The 16715-nt window shown below is 57.6% G+C and carries 17 protein-coding genes; 12 read left to right on the plus strand and 5 right to left on the minus strand.

Features of this window, described 5'->3' with window-relative positions; all coding sequences use genetic code 11:
- The first annotated feature begins 33 nt into the window (after positions 1–33).
- Positions 34–738, plus strand: coding sequence for an ABC transporter permease (locus AAAH10_RS06025; protein ID WP_343561588.1), 705 nt, complete (start codon positions 34–36; stop codon positions 736–738).
- On the plus strand, positions 735–1499 hold the full coding sequence (locus AAAH10_RS06030) for an ATP-binding cassette domain-containing protein (RefSeq protein ID WP_343561590.1): 765 nt from the start codon (positions 735–737) through the stop codon (positions 1497–1499). The genes AAAH10_RS06025 and AAAH10_RS06030 overlap by 4 nt, the downstream gene beginning before the upstream one ends.
- A 210-nt stretch (positions 1500–1709) precedes the next feature.
- Here AAAH10_RS06030 and AAAH10_RS06035 read toward each other — a convergent pair whose 3' ends face one another.
- Positions 1710–2198 carry a hypothetical protein gene (locus AAAH10_RS06035; RefSeq protein WP_343561591.1) on the minus strand — a complete coding sequence of 163 codons (489 nt, stop codon included), beginning with the start codon at positions 2196–2198 and terminating at the stop codon, positions 1710–1712.
- 234 nt (positions 2199–2432) lie between these two features.
- On the opposite strand from AAAH10_RS06035, the gene AAAH10_RS06040 reads away from it, so the two are divergent.
- The 6 genes from AAAH10_RS06040 (at position 2433) to AAAH10_RS06065 (ending at position 7789) form a co-directional block, all read left to right on the plus strand.
- Positions 2433–3413 carry an ABC transporter substrate-binding protein gene (locus tag AAAH10_RS06040; protein ID WP_343561593.1) on the plus strand — a complete coding sequence of 327 codons (981 nt, stop codon included), beginning with the start codon at positions 2433–2435 and terminating at the stop codon, positions 3411–3413.
- Between the two features lie 86 nt (positions 3414–3499).
- Positions 3500–3886 (plus strand): VOC family protein, encoded by a 387-nt coding sequence (locus AAAH10_RS06045; protein ID WP_343561595.1) that lies wholly within the window; start codon positions 3500–3502, stop codon positions 3884–3886.
- A 160-nt stretch (positions 3887–4046) separates the two neighbouring features.
- The gene (locus AAAH10_RS06050; RefSeq protein ID WP_343561597.1) at positions 4047–4949 is read left to right on the plus strand and encodes an ABC transporter permease; all 903 of its coding nucleotides are present in this window, start codon (positions 4047–4049) and stop codon (positions 4947–4949) included.
- Positions 4946–5740 (plus strand): ABC transporter ATP-binding protein, encoded by a 795-nt coding sequence (locus AAAH10_RS06055; protein ID WP_343561599.1) that lies wholly within the window; start codon positions 4946–4948, stop codon positions 5738–5740. Before AAAH10_RS06050 ends, AAAH10_RS06055 begins: the two co-directional genes overlap by 4 nt.
- Before the next feature lie 351 nt (positions 5741–6091).
- Positions 6092–6829, plus strand: coding sequence for a substrate-binding periplasmic protein (locus AAAH10_RS06060; RefSeq protein WP_343561601.1), 738 nt, complete (start codon positions 6092–6094; stop codon positions 6827–6829).
- A gap of 222 nt (positions 6830–7051) precedes the next feature.
- Positions 7052–7789 carry a transporter substrate-binding domain-containing protein gene (locus AAAH10_RS06065; RefSeq protein WP_343561603.1) on the plus strand — a complete coding sequence of 246 codons (738 nt, stop codon included), beginning with the start codon at positions 7052–7054 and terminating at the stop codon, positions 7787–7789.
- Positions 7790–7957: 168 nt separating this feature from the next.
- Here AAAH10_RS06065 and AAAH10_RS06070 read toward each other — a convergent pair whose 3' ends face one another.
- Both AAAH10_RS06070 and AAAH10_RS06075 read right to left on the minus strand, forming a co-directional pair.
- Entirely contained in the window at positions 7958–9151 is a 1194-nt protein-coding gene (locus tag AAAH10_RS06070) for an NnrS family protein (protein WP_343561605.1), read from the minus strand.
- An 86-nt stretch (positions 9152–9237) separates the two neighbouring features.
- Positions 9238–9996 carry a DUF4344 domain-containing metallopeptidase gene (locus AAAH10_RS06075; RefSeq protein ID WP_343561607.1) on the minus strand — a complete coding sequence of 253 codons (759 nt, stop codon included), beginning with the start codon at positions 9994–9996 and terminating at the stop codon, positions 9238–9240.
- A gap of 124 nt (positions 9997–10120) precedes the next feature.
- Between AAAH10_RS06075 and AAAH10_RS06080 the strand changes: the two genes are divergently transcribed.
- Genes AAAH10_RS06080 through arsJ form a run of 3 tightly spaced genes read left to right on the plus strand, consistent with a single transcriptional unit; the run spans position 10121 to position 13041 of the window.
- Complete coding sequence (locus AAAH10_RS06080; RefSeq protein ID WP_343561609.1) at positions 10121–10495, plus strand: ArsR/SmtB family transcription factor; 375 nt, start codon at positions 10121–10123, stop codon at positions 10493–10495.
- 35 nt (positions 10496–10530) lie between these two features.
- Positions 10531–11547 carry an ArsJ-associated glyceraldehyde-3-phosphate dehydrogenase gene (locus tag AAAH10_RS06085; protein WP_343561611.1) on the plus strand — a complete coding sequence of 339 codons (1017 nt, stop codon included), beginning with the start codon at positions 10531–10533 and terminating at the stop codon, positions 11545–11547.
- Between the two features lie 24 nt (positions 11548–11571).
- Positions 11572–13041 carry an organoarsenical effux MFS transporter ArsJ gene (arsJ, locus tag AAAH10_RS06090; protein ID WP_343561613.1) on the plus strand — a complete coding sequence of 490 codons (1470 nt, stop codon included), beginning with the start codon at positions 11572–11574 and terminating at the stop codon, positions 13039–13041.
- A gap of 80 nt (positions 13042–13121) precedes the next feature.
- On the opposite strand, the gene AAAH10_RS06095 is transcribed toward arsJ, so the two are convergent.
- Positions 13122–14078, minus strand: a complete 957-nt coding sequence (locus AAAH10_RS06095; protein ID WP_343561615.1) for a DMT family transporter — start codon at positions 14076–14078, stop codon at positions 13122–13124.
- A 366-nt stretch (positions 14079–14444) separates the two neighbouring features.
- Complete coding sequence (locus AAAH10_RS06100; RefSeq protein WP_343561617.1) at positions 14445–15401, minus strand: DMT family transporter; 957 nt, start codon at positions 15399–15401, stop codon at positions 14445–14447.
- Positions 15402–15697: 296 nt separating this feature from the next.
- On the opposite strand from AAAH10_RS06100, the gene AAAH10_RS06105 reads away from it, so the two are divergent.
- Positions 15698–16630: a C40 family peptidase gene (locus AAAH10_RS06105; RefSeq protein ID WP_343561619.1), complete on the plus strand. Its 933-nt coding sequence runs from the start codon at positions 15698–15700 to the stop codon at positions 16628–16630.
- Positions 16631–16715: the final 85 nt, after the last annotated feature.

The raw sequence follows: 16715 nt of genomic DNA on the forward strand, positions 1-16715 counted from the left end.
CTTGAAAACGGTGCAATCTGGTCGTCCCTGCCGATGAACGATTTTTCACATGCCCTCTGGCTGGCTCTGGAGCTGGTGATCTCCCTTGATCCCGACCTGACGGAGATCGTGGGGCTGAGCCTGACAGTGAGCCTCTCGGCGGTTGCCATTGCAACAGCAGTCGGCCTGCCACTGGGGACCGCGCTGGCGACGCTGACCTTTCCGGGGCGCAAGCTGGTCATGGCGCTGCTCTCCGGTCTGATGGGCCTGCCCCCTGTTGTCGTGGGGCTGGTGGTCTATCTGCTGCTGTCGCGTTCCGGCCCGCTGGGAACTCTTGGCCTGCTCTATACGCCGGAGGCCATGATCATCGCCCAGACCCTGCTGATCATCCCCATCGTCGCCTCCCTGTCCCGACAGACGGCCGAGGACCTCTGGAGCGAATATCGCGAACAGCTGACATCGCTGGGATGTTCACCGGCCCGCGCCATTCCAACCCTGCTTTATGACGGGCGCTATCGCCTGACCACAGCGGTGCTGGCGGGTTTTGGCCGCGCCTCTGCCGAGGTGGGCGCAGTGATGATTGTCGGCGGCAACATCGATCACCTGACCCGCGTGATGACCAGCGCCATCGCCCTTGAAACCTCACGGGGGGAGCTGAGCCTCGCCCTGGCCCTGGGCATGATCCTGATCCTGCTGTCCTTTATGATCAACGCGACCTCCTACATCGTGCGCGACCGCGTCAAGGAAGGCAACCTGTGACCAGCCCTTCCCCAACGCCCCGGCCCACCAGCCCAAACCGGACACAGCCCCGCATCCTGCCGCTGCGCATCGAGGGTCTCTCCTACGAAAAGGAGGGCAAAACGCTGGTGCGCGAGATCAGCTGCAGGCTGGAGGCCGGAAAGCGCACGCTCGTCCTTGGCCCCAACGGTGCCGGCAAGTCGCTGTTTTTGCGGCTCGCCCACGGTCTGATCACCCCGACAGGCGGAACGATCCGGTGGGCCGACACACCGACGGCACAGGCCCATGCCATGGTCTTCCAGCGCCCCGTGATGCTGCGCCGCTCTGTGGCCGCCAATCTGGATTACGCGCTGGGTCTGGCAGGACTGGACAAAGCCACGCTCCGGGAACGCCGCGATGAGGTGCTGGAACTCACAGGGCTGACCGCACTGCGCGACCGGCAGGCCCGCGTCCTTTCCGGCGGAGAACAACAGCGCCTTGCTCTGGCCCGCGCCTGGAGCCTGCGCCCGCAGGTGCTGTTTCTGGACGAGCCGACGGCCAGTCTGGACCCCTCTGCCACCGAGCGCATTGAAGAACTGATTGAAACCATTCACGACAGCGGCACCAAGATTGTCCTCTCCACGCACAACATGCGGCAGGCTCGCCGTCTGGGCGACGAGATCCTCTTTTTCTCGGAAGGATGCCTCTGCGAACAAAGCCCGGCGGACCTGTTCTTCTCTGCCCCGCAAAGTGAAGCCGCACAGCGTTTTCTCGACAGCGAATACCACGCCCTGCATCGCTAGTCCCTGCACCGACAGACAGAGCGTCACCAGACAGGACAGGCAGAGCTCACGCTCTGAAGATGCACGCAGCAAGACAGAAACTCCCGGCACTCTGTCAAAAGGCGGATGCCGACGAAAGGCACCCCGATTTCTGCATGATCACACTGTGAATATGGATCTGTGCCCTGTGCCCTGTTCAGATATGCTCTTCAGGGATTACATTTCAGAACATCAAAGATCGCGGATCAGGCCGAGCAGACCCTTTTCCTTCAGATAGCTCCAGTACTTGCGACTGAAGGCCTCGATCTTCGGAAAGAAGATTTCCGGCTCGAAGCTCTCCGGTGACGACCCTTCACGCAGGGTGTGGGAATATTCGATGGCCTTTTCACGGACAATACGCTCATAGGCCACCGTCTGTTCCATCTCCTCGATCGAGGTCCAGACCTCCTGCTCCAGTTCCGTGTCCGGGGCAACAATCAGCTGTCCCGTGTCCTCATCAAGCGTGAACTGATCCGCCAGGCCATAGCGCTCGGCAGAGGCATAGACCGAATGCTGCAGGTCCTCGAAGCTTTCGATTTCGCTGGCGATCTCCTCCGGGATTTCGACAGCCTCTTCCCCGTCGCCCTCGTCCAGATCGACAGAGCGCACCAGTCCAAGTGTCAGGTTGCGGTGCTCCAGGGCAATAACAAGCTGAATGAATTGTTCTTTTGTCAGGTTCATGCCGACAGCCTATCACGAAGTGAACGCCCGCGCAGTCCCCTTTGCCGGCGACAGGAAAAAAACACAACCGGCCCCGGTGACCCTTTCGTGCAACTTCTTCACACAGATAAACAAAAGCCGTTCTTTCCCCTTGATCTTTTGCCCGGATAGGGGATGATGTTTTTTTATCACGCAAATGTGAAACCTGCCCGGCAAGAAGGCAGGTTTACGGTTACCAACACGGAGTTCACGTTCATGAAATCCCTCTCCCTCACCCACAAAATCATGGCCTCTGCTGCTGCAATGGCTCTCGGCCTTGGCCTGTCCGGCGCAGCCTCTGCTGCCGATGTGACTGTTGCAACAACCGCAATTGTCGAGCACCCTGCTCTGGATGCCGTTCGTGATGGCGTCAAGGACGAACTGGCAGAAGCCGGTTTTGTCGAAGGCAAGAACCTGACCTTCCTCTATGAGTCCGCACAGGGCAACCCGGGCACTGCAGCACAGATCGCACGGGATTATGTGGGCAAGGCTCCCAATGTGATTGTTCCGATCGCCACACCGTCTGCACAGGCTGTTGTTGCTGCGACCAAGGAGATTCCCGTTGTATTCTCTGCTGTGACCGATCCTGTTGCAGCGAAGCTGGTTCCTTCTGCAGAAGCATCCGGCACAAACGTCACCGGGGTTTCCGATCTCTCTCCGATTGGCAAGCACGTTGATCTGGTTCTGCAACTGAACCCGAGCACCAAGACAATCGGCGTTCCCTTCAATCCGGGTGAAGCCAACTCTGTTGTTCTGCTGGACCTTGTTAAAAAGCACGCTGCCGAAAAGGGCATCGCTGTTGTCGAGGCTCCTGCAACCAAGTCTTCCGAGGTTCTGCAGGCTGCACAAAGCCTGATCGGCAAGGCTGATTCCATTTACGTCCCGACAGACAACACCATCATTTCCGCCTTTGAAGCTGTTGCGAAAGTCGGCGTTGACAACCGGATCCCGGTTTTCGCCGGTGATACAGACTCCGTCAAGCGTGGCGCGGTTGCCGCACTGGGCTTCGACTACTATGACGTTGGCCGCCAGACCGGAAAGATCGTTGTTGAAATCCTCAACGGCAAGTCCGCCGGTGACATTGCCTTCCAGGGTGTGAGCAAGACCAACCTGTTCGTCAATCCTGCAATGGCCGAGAAAATGGGTCTGAGCCTGTCTCAGGACGTGATCGACAGCGCTCAGGAAGTTATTCAGTAACACCTGCAACGCGCTGGTTCCCGAACGAAAGGCCGGATTTTCTCCGGCCTTTTTCTATCGGCTTCATCATCACCCCGGAGAACAGCTTGATTGACCATATTACCTTTGGCGTCAGTGACTTTTCCCGCTCTGTTGCCTTTTACGATCAGGCCTTTGCGCCTCTTGGTGTCTCACGCCTGTGGACGGTCCCGCCGGAACAGACCGGAGGCGTGAAAGTCACGGGCTACGGCGATGACCGCCCCTGGTTCTGGCTGGCCGGGGAAGAGGCAACAACCGGCAAACTGCACATTGCCCTGACGGCCTCCGATCGTGCCAGTGTGGATGCCTTTTACACCGCAGCGCTTCTGGCTGGCGGACAGGACAATGGTGCTCCGGGTCTCAGGCCCCATTACCATCCCGATTATTACGGCGCCTTTGTACTTGATCCGGACGGGCACAACATTGAAGCCGTCTGTCACAATCCCGCCCTCTGAACAGCAGGGCTTTTATCATTATGAGGGCTACACTGGTTGACGCTGCCCCATGCTTCCGATAGACCCTAGGCAACAGGGGATTTATTGCGGTTAAAATCAAAAACATTCCGGACCATTAAAGCCCCATCGTCCACACGCTAATACGTCAGAGCACGACAACATGAACATCGTTGCATTTCTGGGAGCCATAGAACTGGGCCTGATTTTTGGCCTGATTGCACTGGCCATTTTCCTTTCCTTTCGCGTCCTTGACTTTCCCGACCTGACCGTTGATGGCAGCTTTCCGCTGGGCGCTGCTGTTGCCGCGACCATGATCGTTGCGGGCTACGATCCCTATTTCGCGACCTTTGCTGCGATCTTTGCAGGCGGGATGGCCGGTCTGGTTACGGCCTTTTTGAACCTGCGCTTCAAGATCCTGAACCTGCTGGCCTCGATCCTGACCATGATCGCGCTCTATTCGATCAACCTGCGCATCATGGGGCGGCCGAACGTGGCGATCATCACCGAGCCGACCATCCTGACCCCCTTTGAGGATCTGGGTCTGCGCGCCATCTACCTCAAGCCACTGGTGGCCGGCGTCATCGCCATCATTGTCGCCCTGCTGGTCGCCCGTTTCCTCAATTCGGATTACGGTCTGGCCATGCGCGCAACAGGCGCAAACCAGAAAATGTCCCGCGCACAGGGGATAAACACGGCCCGGACCACCTATGTCGGCATGGCGCTTTCCAATGCCCTCGTCGGGCTGGCCGGGGCGATCTTTGCCCAGATGAACGGCTTTGCCGACATCACCATCGGCACAGGCACCATCGTTGTCGGGCTGGCCGCGCTGATTGCGGGTGAAGCCCTCTTCCCGGCACGCGGAATGCTGATGGCAGTCTTTGCCTGCCTGATCGGCTCGGTGCTCTATCGCATCGCCATTGCCTTCGCACTGAACGCTGATTCCATCGGCCTGCAGGCGTCCGATCTGAACCTTGTCACCGCTGTTCTGGTGACAGCCGCACTGGTGTTGCCCGGATCGAAAAACCCGCTCAAGCGACTGCTGTCGAAAGGAGGCTCCAAATGATCAGCGTTTCCGACCTCCGCATTACCTTCAACAAGGGCACAGCCATTGAGAACAAGGCACTTCAGGGCGTCAATCTGGATGTAAACGACGGCGAGTTTGTCACCGTGATCGGCTCCAACGGTGCGGGCAAGTCCACACTCATGAACTGCCTGACAGGAGAACTGATCGCCGACAGTGGCAGGATCACCATCGACAGCCAGGATGTCACCCGCTGGAAAGCCGCCCGGCGTTCCGCACTGGTTGCCCGCGTTTTTCAGGACCCGCTGGCTGGTACCTGTGAAAACCTGACCATCGAGGAAAACCTCTCCCTCGCCCACGCCCGGGGACGCACCCGCGCGCTGGGGCTTGCCATCAACTCCGGCAAGCGGGACCTCTTCCGCGAGCGTCTGTCCCGCCTGCGTCTGGGGCTGGAAAACCGCCTGGAAGACAAGATGGGTCTGCTCTCCGGTGGTCAGCGTCAGGCCGTAAGCCTGATCATGGCAACCCTGCAGCCCACCAAGATCCTTCTGCTGGACGAGCATACTGCCGCCCTTGACCCGCGCATGCAGGCCTTCGTTCTGGACCTGACCCGCGAAATCGTCGAGGAATCAGGTCTGACCACGCTGATGATCACCCACTCCATGGGGCAGGCCCTGCAGTTCGGAACCCGCACCGTGATGCTGCACGAGGGTGCTGTTGTTCTGGATGTCAGGGGCGAGGATCGCAAGAACATGACCATCCCCGACCTGATCGAAATGTTCGGCAAGGTCCGTGGCGAAGAGCTGGACAGCGACAGCCTGCTGCTTGGCTGATCCTGTGTCACACCGCTTCAAAAGGTCCTGTCCTGCCAGACAGGACCTTTTTCATGTCCCCGGGAAAATGCTGTACGCGCGACAGAATTAAGCCTATGAAGCCAAAAGCCTTTTTCTATTATCACATACCTCTGTGTTAATAAGCTCTTAAGGCTTACGGGAATATGCTTCTGTTCAATTAAAAACGAAAAAATATCCATGAACAGAGGATAGCTTCAAAATGACAATGCAAGTTGGATTGCCTTTTTTACTGCAACAGGACACACTCTTTTCAATCAAAAGATGATCAGTCGTCAGCCAGCATAATTGATACATTCGTTCCCTGTGATCGCGGATACTGGAATTCCTGTTGTGAAAAAGCGTGTCCCCCTGTTTCTCTGTCTGTCTCTTCTGGCCGGGTCTTTTTCAACCTCTGTCCTGGCCGAAACGGTTCACGTCTGCACCTCCGGTTCCTGGGTTCCCTTTTCAAATATCGGTGAAAAATCCGATGAACACGGGTTGCACACGCAAAAGGTCATTGCCCTTTTCGAGGCTCTTGACGAAGACCTGAAGCTGCACGAAGCCCCCTGGAAACGCTGCCTGAAAATGGTGGAAACCGGAGAAATGGATGCCGCCTACTCCGCATCCTACAATGAGGAACGGGCAGACTATGCCTTCTATCCTTCCGTTTCACTGGGGCGCGTCACCCATATTGCCGTAACCATCAAGGGTGTCTCAAACAGCTGGGATGAAGACCGTGATCTGGAGGACCTGCCGCAACCTGTCGGGTCTCCTCTGGGCTATTCTGTCACGCGGGACCTGCTGAAAGAGGGCAAGGGACAGGTGGTCTCCACCTCCTATGACGACGAGCAGAACCTGCGCCTGCTGCTGGAAGGCAAGCTTGGCAGTGTTATCCTCACCCCAGAAACGCTTGAGGAATTTTTCAGCACCAAAAGCGCAGACTGCCCGATTGAGGTCCTCTCCCCGCCCTATCGCGAAGGCAACGAGGTCTTCATGATCCTCAGCAAACTCTACAGAAATGATCCGGCCCGTGCCGCTGATCTGCTCATGCGTATTGACAAGGCTCTGGCAGGGATCAACAGGTCATAAAAGCTGGCGGGCTTGCACGCAAAGTTCCATGACACTCGACAACTTGTCATTGCAAGTTGCGAACCGGGCACAAAAAAAGTTACAGAAATTGCGCGAAATCAAAGACATACTCGGTTAAATTTACAACTTTACAGCTCGGTCTTTAGTGCGCACTCTATTAACAGTGAACCAAAAAGCCCTGCGTGAAGTAAAAGTTACAGTTCTTATAACAGGAACCTTTGTGTGAAATCTGTTGCGTCGTTCTTCCTGTTGACCCTCCTGATCACCTCGGCAGTCTCTGCCAAAGCCGAGGAAGAGACCGTTCGCCTTTGCTCTTCAGGGGCCTGGGCGCCTTTCGCACAGATCGGAGAGAGCTTTTCCGAACACGGCATCTACACCCAGAAGACCATCCGGGTTTTCGAGCAGCTCCCCGAAAGGCTGGAGCTGCACAAAATCCCGTGGAAACGCTGCCTGAAGATGATCGAAGCAGGCGAGATGGACGGTTCCTATGCAGCCTCCTTCAACGAGGAGCGTGCTTCCTTTGCCCACTTCACCACCTTCCCGCTCGGACGGGTCGGGCACGTCCCTGTCATCCGCAAGGGAACAGAGCACGGCTGGGATGACAGCAAGGACCTTGGCGCGCTTCCCCAGCCCATCGGCTCGCCACTCGGTTACTGGATTACAGGTGAAATCAGCAAACAGGACAAGGCCCGCATTGTCTCGAAATCCTACAACGACGAGCAGAACCTGCGCCTGCTGCTGGAAGGACGTCTTGGCAGTATCCTGATCCCGCGGGAAACCATTCTGAAACACCAGAAGCTTCTGGGCATCGAGCAGGATCTGGAAATTCTCTCCCCGGCCTACAGCGAAGAAAACAACGTCTACATTATCATCAGCAAAAAATACAGAAATGGCGGCAAGGAAGCACAGGAACTGGTCGGTCGCATTGACGAGGCCATCCACATCATGGCCAGCCAGTAACCCATCTCCCTCTCTCTTTCTTCCTGTCGGCACAGGCCTGCACGAAGCTGCCACTTGGCAAAAGCGACAAACCGTTTCAGCACAGGGAAGCGAGGACAAACCGGGACAGGAAGAGCCAACAGCCTGAAAATCAGAAGCCCTGAACGGATAGCGGATGCTCAGTTTTGCTCAATTCCGGCGCGGCGAAACCAGCTTGCGCCCATAGGACAGCGCAAAGCCACCGAAAGCCGCAACCCAGCACAGGCCTGAAAGCTGATAGAACACCATGCCGAATTCGGGCACCAGATCCACCAGAATACGCGCAAGCACAGAGACAATCACCAGAAGATAAAGCTGGCTGGTGATAATGTCTGCAACCAGCTCATGTCCCGTATGTCCCAGCGTCGCACGGGTCATGACAGCCAGGGTCATCAGGCCAATCCCCCCGGCCATCCACAGATGCTGGGACGAGGCAGCAGAAAAGGGCAAATCCAGCAAGGTGGTCGCAGCAATCACAAGCGCCCCCAGCGGAATTGTTGCATAGCCCGCATGCAGCACCCAGACAAGGGCATCCGGTAAAGTCAGATAACCTTTCCAGCGGGCCAGACGGACAAGATGGAGGACACCGGCCAGCAGCAGGCTCCAGGCCGCAAGGGGACCATGAGGTGTGACAATCCATGCGCCCACAGCCCCCAGCAAAACAAGCAGTGCAAGCTTGTCATAAAGGCCAAAGGATGCGGGCATGCGGGTTTCCCCCTGCTTTTTCAGCCAGTTGTGGGTAAAAGACGGCACGATCCGTCCCCCGATCAGCGCAATCATCATCACAGCCGCCCCGAGGCCGATCCGCACTCCCAGACCGGATGCAGCGTATTCTCCTGTGGCAACCTCCCAGTGGAAAACGGCATTTCCGGCAATGAAGACAGAAAGCAAAAGCAGCACCGGGGCATTGCGCCAGTTCCTGCCAGCGACAACCTCGCGGGCCAGAACCAGCATCAGGGTGACAGGCATCAGCAAATCCAGTGCTGCGGACAAAAGCGGGGCACTCAAACCGGACAGGGCAATGGTCACGCGTCCCACGATCCAGAGGCTGAAGAGAGCGGCAAGCGACCAGCCCACAAGAGGCAAACGTCCCGTCCAGTTGGGAACAGCCGTGAGCAAAAAGCCCGCGACAATGGCACCCAGATAGCCGAAGAGAAACTCGTGAGCATGCCAGGAAACCGGATCAAACCGCGTTGGCAGTTCAAACCAGCCCGCCAGCAGACCAATCCACAGCACCATCGACAAGGCCGCCCAGAGAGCCCCGCCCAGAAAGAAGGGGCGAAACCCGTAGGAAAGGAGCGCAGGGCCCTTCCAGGCTCTGATCTGTTCTGCACTGCTTGCCATGACTGCCTCCTGTATCCGACCTGACTGGTCAAATTTAGCGCAAAAGCTGCAAAAGCAAAACACCCCACAACGTCGCAGTTGCGAAACTATCGCATTTCCCGTGCCATATGAATCAGGTCGTCCTCGTATTCCACACAGAAGGTTATGCGCCTGCCCTCGGGATCGTAGAAGGCGTTGGCTTCCTCACAGGGCTCGACAGCAACCACCACCGGTTCGGAAAAGCGCAGTCTCTGGTTCAGCAGCTCCACTTCCCAGCCAAGAACATCCACAGCCTGAAAATCCCTGTTCAGCTGATCCGAAATCTCGAGGCTCAGAACATAACCGTCAGCGCGTGTTCCCAGATGCTCCAGAACCGACCCCCAGCTTTTGTGGGCGCTGTCGAATTCGTCGGGACAGATTTCCTCGCGCTCCAGTGGCAGCTCAAAGGCGACAGAGATATCACTGCGATTTTCGGGGTCGGCTCCGTAAAAAAGACACAGGCTGTTGTAATAGCGCTGCTGCGTCAGGCCGTGTTCGTCCCAGAATGCCAGCTCGCGTTCCTCTTCCTGCTCCATGCGGACCTCTGCGAGGAAACCCGCCAGCACATGCCCCATGATATCACGGGCCGCCACCTCCCCGTAGAGATGGTCAATCGCGTAAACTGCAAAGACGTCCGCTGCAATCTCCTCCTGCCCGAAAATCGGCAACGCTTCCACATCAATTACCGCATGCCCCAGCTCGTGATAGAAGATGCCCAGAATATTGGCGCTGACAAAATCCTCCTGCCCGGCCTTCAGCGGCGCCGAAAAGGCGGCAGAGGAAAAAAACGGCAGAACCACACCCAGCACAGAAAGAAAGCGACGCATCAGCACCTCGGCAGAAAGGATTGCATGACAATTCTAGAGACTTCGTTCCACAAGACAAAGCTCGAAACAAAACCATCACAAAAGCTTCACTGTAATCTCCAATCATTTCGAATATTCTGGAAATATGAAAACGGAGATCGCAACAGAGATGCTGGCAGCGCTGGCTCATGAAAAACGGCTGGAGGCCTATCGCCTGCTGATGGAAGCCGAGCCTGCGGGGCTGTGTGCCGGTGATCTGGCCGAAAAGCTGGTGCTTCCGGCTTCGACCATGACACATCACCTCAATGCCCTGCGTGGTGTGGGGCTGATCGAACGGCGCAAGGAGCAACGCCAGCAGATCTATCGGGCTCAGGTGCCACAGATGAACGCTCTGGTCGGCTTCCTGACCGATCGCTGTTGTGGCGGCCAGCCTGAACTCTGCTGCGAACCTCAGGAAGATACCGCTTCAGCCAATGGCCCAAGGCGGCCTGCTGACAAGGCATTTTCTCTCAAACACTGACCCAAAGAATTCCCCTTATTCGGAAAGATCGAAAGATGAGCACAAGGATCAAAGTCGGCATCAATGGTTTCGGGCGCATGGGCAAACTGCTGCTGCGCGCCATCTGGGACGTTGAGTCCATCGAGATTGTTCACATCAATGAACCTGCTGCCTCTGCAGAGGTCGCAGCGCACCTGCTGGAATTCGACACGGTACACGGTCACTGGGATCACGACATTGCCTTTACCGGCAACAGCATCAGTGTGGATGGCCACAGCATTAGCTTCACACAGGAACGGACAATTGAAGGCGTTGCATGGGACAGCCGGGGTGTGGATATGGTGCTGGAATGTTCCGGTGTGTTCAAAAGCGGCGAGACGCTGCAGCCCTATTTCGACAGCGGGATCAGGAAGGTTCTGGCCTCCTGCCCGATCAAGGATGGCTCTGCCCTCAATCTGGTCTATGGCGTGAACCACCATCTCTACAGGGCTGCAGAACACAACATCGTCACAGCAGCCTCCTGCACCACCAACTGTCTGGCCCCTGTCGTCAAGGTCCTGCAGGACAGCATCGGCATCCGTCACGGCTCCATGACCACCATCCACGATGTCACCAACACACAGGTCATGGTCGATGCGCCGCACAAGGACCTGCGCCGTGCGCGATCCGGTCTCAATGCGCTGATCCCGACCACAACAGGTTCCGCCACAGCCATCACGCTCATTTATCCGGAACTCAAGGGCAAGCTGAACGGTCACGCCGTGCGGATCCCGCTGCTCAACGCCTCGCTGACGGATTGCGCGTTCGAGATGGAACGCGAAACCACTGTCGAGGAGATCAACGCCCTTTTTGCAGGGGCTGCAGCAGGTGAACTGAAGGGCATTCTCGGTTACGAGACACGTCCGCTTGTCTCCACCGACTTCACCAATGACCCCCGCTCTTCCATTCTGGATGCGCCCAGCACCATGGTTGTCAACGGCACACAGGTCAAGCTCTACGCCTGGTATGACAACGAGTGGGGCTACGTCTGCCGCATGGCCGATATCGCGCGCATGATGGGCGAAAGCCTGTAACAAGCCCCGCGGAAGGAACAGACGATGAGCAGCAGTGAACCCTCATCCCGGAAGACAGAAGGACACTCCGGGAGAGCTTCCGGTAAAGAGTCCGGCAGATCCTCCCGCAAATACCCGGACGGAAGCGCACACGCGCTCCCTGAAAAGGACAGCGGGGAGAGCTTCCGGGAACAGCTCCGGGACAATCAGCGGAAGGGCAACGGAACCGGTTCCTGTACCTCCGGGGAAAAACAGACCTCCAGCCTCAGGGCCTACGGCATTCTTACTGCGGCCTACTGGGGCTTTACCCTGACCGATGGCGCCCTGCGCATGCTGGTGCTGCTGCACTTCCACGAACGCGGCTACAGCCCGCTTGATCTGGCCTTCCTCTTTCTGATCTACGAGGCCATGGGCATGGTCACCAATCTTGGCGGAGGCTGGCTTGCAGCCCGTTTTGGCCTGCGCATGACCCTGCAGTCCGGGCTTGCCCTTCAGATTGTGGCTCTCCTGCTGCTCTCGGCCTTGCAGCCGGACTGGTCCCCCGTCCTGTCCATCGGCTGGATCATGGGCGCACAGGCGCTCTCCGGGATCGCCAAGGACCTCACCAAGATGAGCGCCAAGAGCGGCGTCAAGCTGGTGGCCAGATCCAGCAATCCGGAGGAGAGCACCGACAGCGTTCTCTTCCGCTGGGTGGCCTTGCTGACCGGTTCCAAAAACGCGCTCAAGGGGCTGGGCTTCTTCCTCGGCGGCCTGCTGCTCAGCACCACAGGCTTTGCCCCGGCACTCTGGATCATGGCCGGAGGTCTGGCCGTGGTTCTCCTCGCCGTACTGGTTCAGCCCGAAGACACACCGGGAAGCGTCAAAAGCAGCGTGAAGATCAGGGACGTCTTCTCCAAAAGCCGGGAGATCAATCTGCTCTCGCTGGCGCGTTTCTTCCTCTTCGGATCCCGGGATCTCTGGTTTGTGGTCGGACTGCCACTCTATCTGAAAACCGTTCTGGAGTGGAGCTTCTGGGAAGTCGGCGGCTTTATGGCCTTCTGGATCATCGGCTATGGATTTGTCCAGGCCATCGCCCCGCGCCTGAGCGGAAAGGCGCAGTCGATCTACCGCGCAGTTCATGTCCTGCGCTTCTGGAGCCTCGCGCTCTTTCTGCTGCCGCTGTCCATGGGACTGTGCCTGCTGATCCTCGGCGATGATCCCATGAACACGCCGATGGCAAACGTGATCCTGATCGGCGGGTTGCTGCTCTACGGTGTTGCCTTTGCCGTGAATTCCTCCCTGCACTCCTACATGATCGTGGGTTACGCCGAGCACGGCGATGTAACACTCTCTGTGGGCTTTTACTACATGGCCAATGCCGCAGGAAGACTGACCGGGACCCTGCTGTCCGGTCTGGTTTACATGTTCTGGGGACTTGAGGCCTGCCTGCTGATCTCCGCCCTCTTCATCGCCATTGCAACTGGCGTGAGCCTGCTGCTGCCAACAGAAGAGAACCGGCAGGAACAGGCTTCATAAAGGCGCAGAATTCCACTTCCCCTCCCCTGAAAAGCCGGTATCAGGCACCAGAGTGAAAGAGAGAGACAGCCCGCGACAGTCTAGCGTCGCGTGATTGCACTCTTGCCCCCGAGGGGACGGGTCGCAGACAGTCCGCCCGCCACAAAGATCAGCGCCATACCGGAGAGTGTCAGGCTGTCGGGGATTTCATCAAAGAGCAGGATACTCCACAGAGCCGCCCAGACCAGATAGCTGTTGTCCATGGTGCCGATAATCTGTGGCGGCGCAATCTGGTAGGCCCGCGCAGCAGCGATAAAGAGCACAGAAGCTGTCAACCCCATGGCAACCAGCACGCCCCATTCATGCGCGGACAGGCTTGGCCAGCTGTTCAGCAGGAAGCTGTAACCCGCAACAAGCGTCTGATCAAAATCCAGCAGGGCCACAATTGTCGCCCCGGCCAGACCAAAGGTGATGAAGGTCATCTGGGACCAGATGGTCAGTGTGGTGGCCCGCTCGTCCCGGCACTTCTGACGCGTCACCAGAACCGTCACGGTGTAGAAAATTGCCGAGACGAAAGGCATCAGCACAGCCCAGTTCACGTCTCCGGTCCAGGGGCGCAGGATCACCACAACCCCGGCAAAGCCCAGCGCCACCCCGACCCACTGGCGGGAGGTGATTTCTTCCTTGAAGATCAGCGCGGCAAAGATCGCCGTGAGGATCGGCGTGGTGTAAACCACAACAGCCGCAACCGAGAGGCTCATCAGGGGAAGCGAGACATAAAAACAGAGCCAGCCAGCAACCTGAAAGGTGGACCGCATCAGGGTCCAGAACAGGGAAACCGGCATGAGGGCATTGCCCTTCCAGCGCGCAATCAGATAGAGACACGGAAGCGCAAAGGCAGAGCGCAGAACGAAAACCTGCCACACCGTGATATTGGCGCTAAAGTACTTGATAAGTGCATCGGTCAGGGACATACCCGCCGTTGCAAAGAGAATACAGGCCACCCCGAGCAGGACCTGCTCCTGACTGTTCGGCCTCGAGACAACATTCGTCGCCATGCTCACCTGCCATCCTGTCCAGAGCTGCATTCTTTTTGATGCAGCGTGTTGTTATTTGTTTAGACAATTGTGCGACAGAAAATCGCACCCGTCTCGCCTGGACACGACAGGGAATGTTTTTTGGCAAAATATTGTTTTCAAAAAGAAAACACTCTCCGAAAGCCGTTAAAATGTTCTGCCGTCGACAAAAGGGATTTCCTTCGCCTTTCGGAAAGCCCCCCTGATGAAGAAAAAAGAACCCGGGAAAGAACAGGCTCTTTCATCTCCCGTTCTGAAGGGAAAGGCAGAGGGAAGGCCCCGCCTGTTGCTGCAGGTCCAAAGATTTTTCCAGAAAAGCAGGTCTGCCAATGCTGAACAGGCAGCATCCTAGCGGCGGCTGATGGAGTTCTTGCCCCCCAGCGGTCGGGTTGCGACAAGGCCACCCGCGACGAAGATCAGGGCGATCCCTGCAAGGGTCAGGCTCCCGGGTGTGTCACCAAAGAAAACAATGCCCCATACAGCAGCCCAGATCAGATAGCAGTTGTCGATCGTGGCAATGATCTGTGGAGGTGCCGCCTGATAGGCCCGCGCTGCTGCAAGAAAGGCCAGGGCAGCCAGCAGGCCCATGCTACCCAACAGGGCCCACTCCTGCGGAGCCATTGCTGGCCAGCCGTTCAGCAGGAAGGGATAGCTCTCGGCTGTGGCCGGGTCCAGACCGGCAAGTGTTACAGTCAGAACACCCGCCACACCAAAGGCAATAAAGGTATACTGTGACCACAGGGTCAGCGTGGTGGCCCGTTCATCCTGACACTTCCTGCGCGTCACCATCACGGTCAGCGTATAGAAAATCGCGCTGGCAAAGGGCATCAGCACGGCCCAGTTGAAATCTCCGGTCCAGGGGCGCAGGATCACAATCACACCCGCAAACCCGATACAGACCCCGACCCACTGCCGGGCCGAGACCTCTTCCCTGAGGAAAATCGCGGCAAAGACTGTTGTGATAATCGGGCTGGTGTAGACAGCCACAGCGGCAATGGACAGGCTCAACACAGGCAGGGCTGCATAGAAGGCAAGCCAGGACAGCACCTGAAAGACCGAGCGCACCAGCGTCCAGAACACGGACTCCGGCATCAACACATTGCCCTTCCAGCGCGCAATCATGATCAGGCAGGGAACAGCAAAGCCGGAGCGCACCACAAAAACCTGCCACAGGGTCAGATTGGCACTGAAGAACTTGATCAGGGCATCTGTGAAGGCCATGCCCGCCGTAGCAAATAGGATACAGGCCACTCCGAGAAGAATGTTTTCCTGCCCCTTCGGCCTCGCCACAGCATGCGTCGCCATTCTCACCTGCCATCCTGTCTGCTGCTGTACGCTCTTGTGATACAGCCTGTTGTTGTTTGTTCAGACAAGAGTGCGACAGAAAACCGCGCCTGTCCCGCCTGGACACGACAGAGCAGGTTTTTTGACAATATATTGAATTTAAAAGAAAAAATACACGCATATAGCCCAGGAATGTTCCGTTCGCACCACCCATTCCCCAGACTCCACATGAAAGTCACACCGGCGGGGTTGTCAGGGTTGGGGGACAGGCATAGGCTTATGGACAAGTAAAAGACTTTCAGCAGTTGGGATGCCCAATGACCCGAACAAAAGCAGAGGCGCCAGATCCGCGCCTTCATGCCTTTCGCAGTGATCTGGCCGATGAAACGCTCAAGGGCCAGGTTGAAGCCGACAGTTTCGTCAAGGGCTGGCCCGCAATGGTCAGGGCAGGCAAGGCCCCGCTGCACCGCTCCCCCGATGAGGCCTCCGGCCTGGACACAGAGCTGCTTTACGGCGAGGAAGTCCGCGTGTTCGAGGAACGCCTGGGCTGGTGCTGGGTTCAGAACCAGCGTGATCGCTATGTCGGTTACGTCCGCGCAGATACGCTTAGTGAGGGTCGGTGGGACGCCAATCACCGCGTCGATGTGATCCGCACCTTCCTCTATGCCCGTGCCGACATGAAATCCCCCAGCGAAGAGGTGCTGCATCTGACCTCGGCCGTACAGGTGCTGGAGGAAAAGGGCAGTTTCGCCCGCCTCGCCTGTGGCCGCTGGATTTTCAAACCACACCTTTCCCCGCTGGATCGCCTGCGCGAAGACCCGCTGGATGTGGCGCTGACCTTCTTTGCCATTCCCTATCTCTGGGGCGGCAAAAGCTCTGTCGGACTGGACTGTTCCGGACTGGTGCAAATGGCGATGCAGGCCTGCGGGATCGAGGTCCTGCGTGATGCCGGCCAGCAGGAAACAACCCTGGGTGAAGCTGTTGATGTGAACGAAATCCGCAGGGGTGATATCATCTACTGGCCCGGGCATGTCGGCATTGCCATGTGCGGCATGAACGTGCTGCACGCCACAGCCCATTCCATGGATGTCTGCATTGAACCGATCGACAGCGTGACCGAACGGGTGATTGACGAACAGCTGCAGAAATACGGAGACAGCTTCGAAGCCCGGGGCATCACCGCTGTACGCCGCCCTCGTTCAGCGGAAGAGGACAAGCTCGCCGACATGCTGCTGGGTGCGGTTCAGTAGGGCTTCAGCCTCCGTCCGCATCAGGCACAATGCTGAAAAGACCCGGAGCATCCGCAGAAACGGGCCAAAGCAGAGCAACTCGCGC

Origin of the sequence: Carbonatibacter coralli (assembly GCF_039592655.1) — a bacterium.
Lineage (GTDB): Bacteria > Pseudomonadota > Alphaproteobacteria > Kiloniellales > Kiloniellaceae > Carbonatibacter > Carbonatibacter coralli.

What these genes read in the sequence shown, in the direction of transcription:
- AAAH10_RS06025 (WP_343561588.1), top strand. Translation starts at nt 34, where the DNA reads ATGAACGATTTTTCACATGCCCTCTGGCTGGCTCTGGAGCTGGTGATC.
- AAAH10_RS06035 (WP_343561591.1), bottom strand. Translation starts at nt 2,198, where the DNA reads ATGAACCTGACAAAAGAACAATTCATTCAGCTTGTTATTGCCCTGGAG.
- AAAH10_RS06040 (WP_343561593.1), top strand. Translation starts at nt 2,433, where the DNA reads ATGAAATCCCTCTCCCTCACCCACAAAATCATGGCCTCTGCTGCTGCA.
- AAAH10_RS06050 (WP_343561597.1), top strand. Translation starts at nt 4,047, where the DNA reads ATGAACATCGTTGCATTTCTGGGAGCCATAGAACTGGGCCTGATTTTT.
- AAAH10_RS06055 (WP_343561599.1), top strand. Translation starts at nt 4,946, where the DNA reads ATGATCAGCGTTTCCGACCTCCGCATTACCTTCAACAAGGGCACAGCC.
- AAAH10_RS06070 (WP_343561605.1), bottom strand. Translation starts at nt 9,151, where the DNA reads ATGGCAAGCAGTGCAGAACAGATCAGAGCCTGGAAGGGCCCTGCGCTC.
- AAAH10_RS06075 (WP_343561607.1), bottom strand. Translation starts at nt 9,996, where the DNA reads ATGCGTCGCTTTCTTTCTGTGCTGGGTGTGGTTCTGCCGTTTTTTTCC.
- AAAH10_RS06080 (WP_343561609.1), top strand. Translation starts at nt 10,121, where the DNA reads ATGAAAACGGAGATCGCAACAGAGATGCTGGCAGCGCTGGCTCATGAA.
- AAAH10_RS06085 (WP_343561611.1), top strand. Translation starts at nt 10,531, where the DNA reads ATGAGCACAAGGATCAAAGTCGGCATCAATGGTTTCGGGCGCATGGGC.
- arsJ (WP_343561613.1), top strand. Translation starts at nt 11,572, where the DNA reads ATGAGCAGCAGTGAACCCTCATCCCGGAAGACAGAAGGACACTCCGGG.
- AAAH10_RS06095 (WP_343561615.1), bottom strand. Translation starts at nt 14,078, where the DNA reads ATGGCGACGAATGTTGTCTCGAGGCCGAACAGTCAGGAGCAGGTCCTG.
- AAAH10_RS06100 (WP_343561617.1), bottom strand. Translation starts at nt 15,401, where the DNA reads ATGGCGACGCATGCTGTGGCGAGGCCGAAGGGGCAGGAAAACATTCTT.
- AAAH10_RS06105 (WP_343561619.1), top strand. Translation starts at nt 15,698, where the DNA reads ATGACCCGAACAAAAGCAGAGGCGCCAGATCCGCGCCTTCATGCCTTT.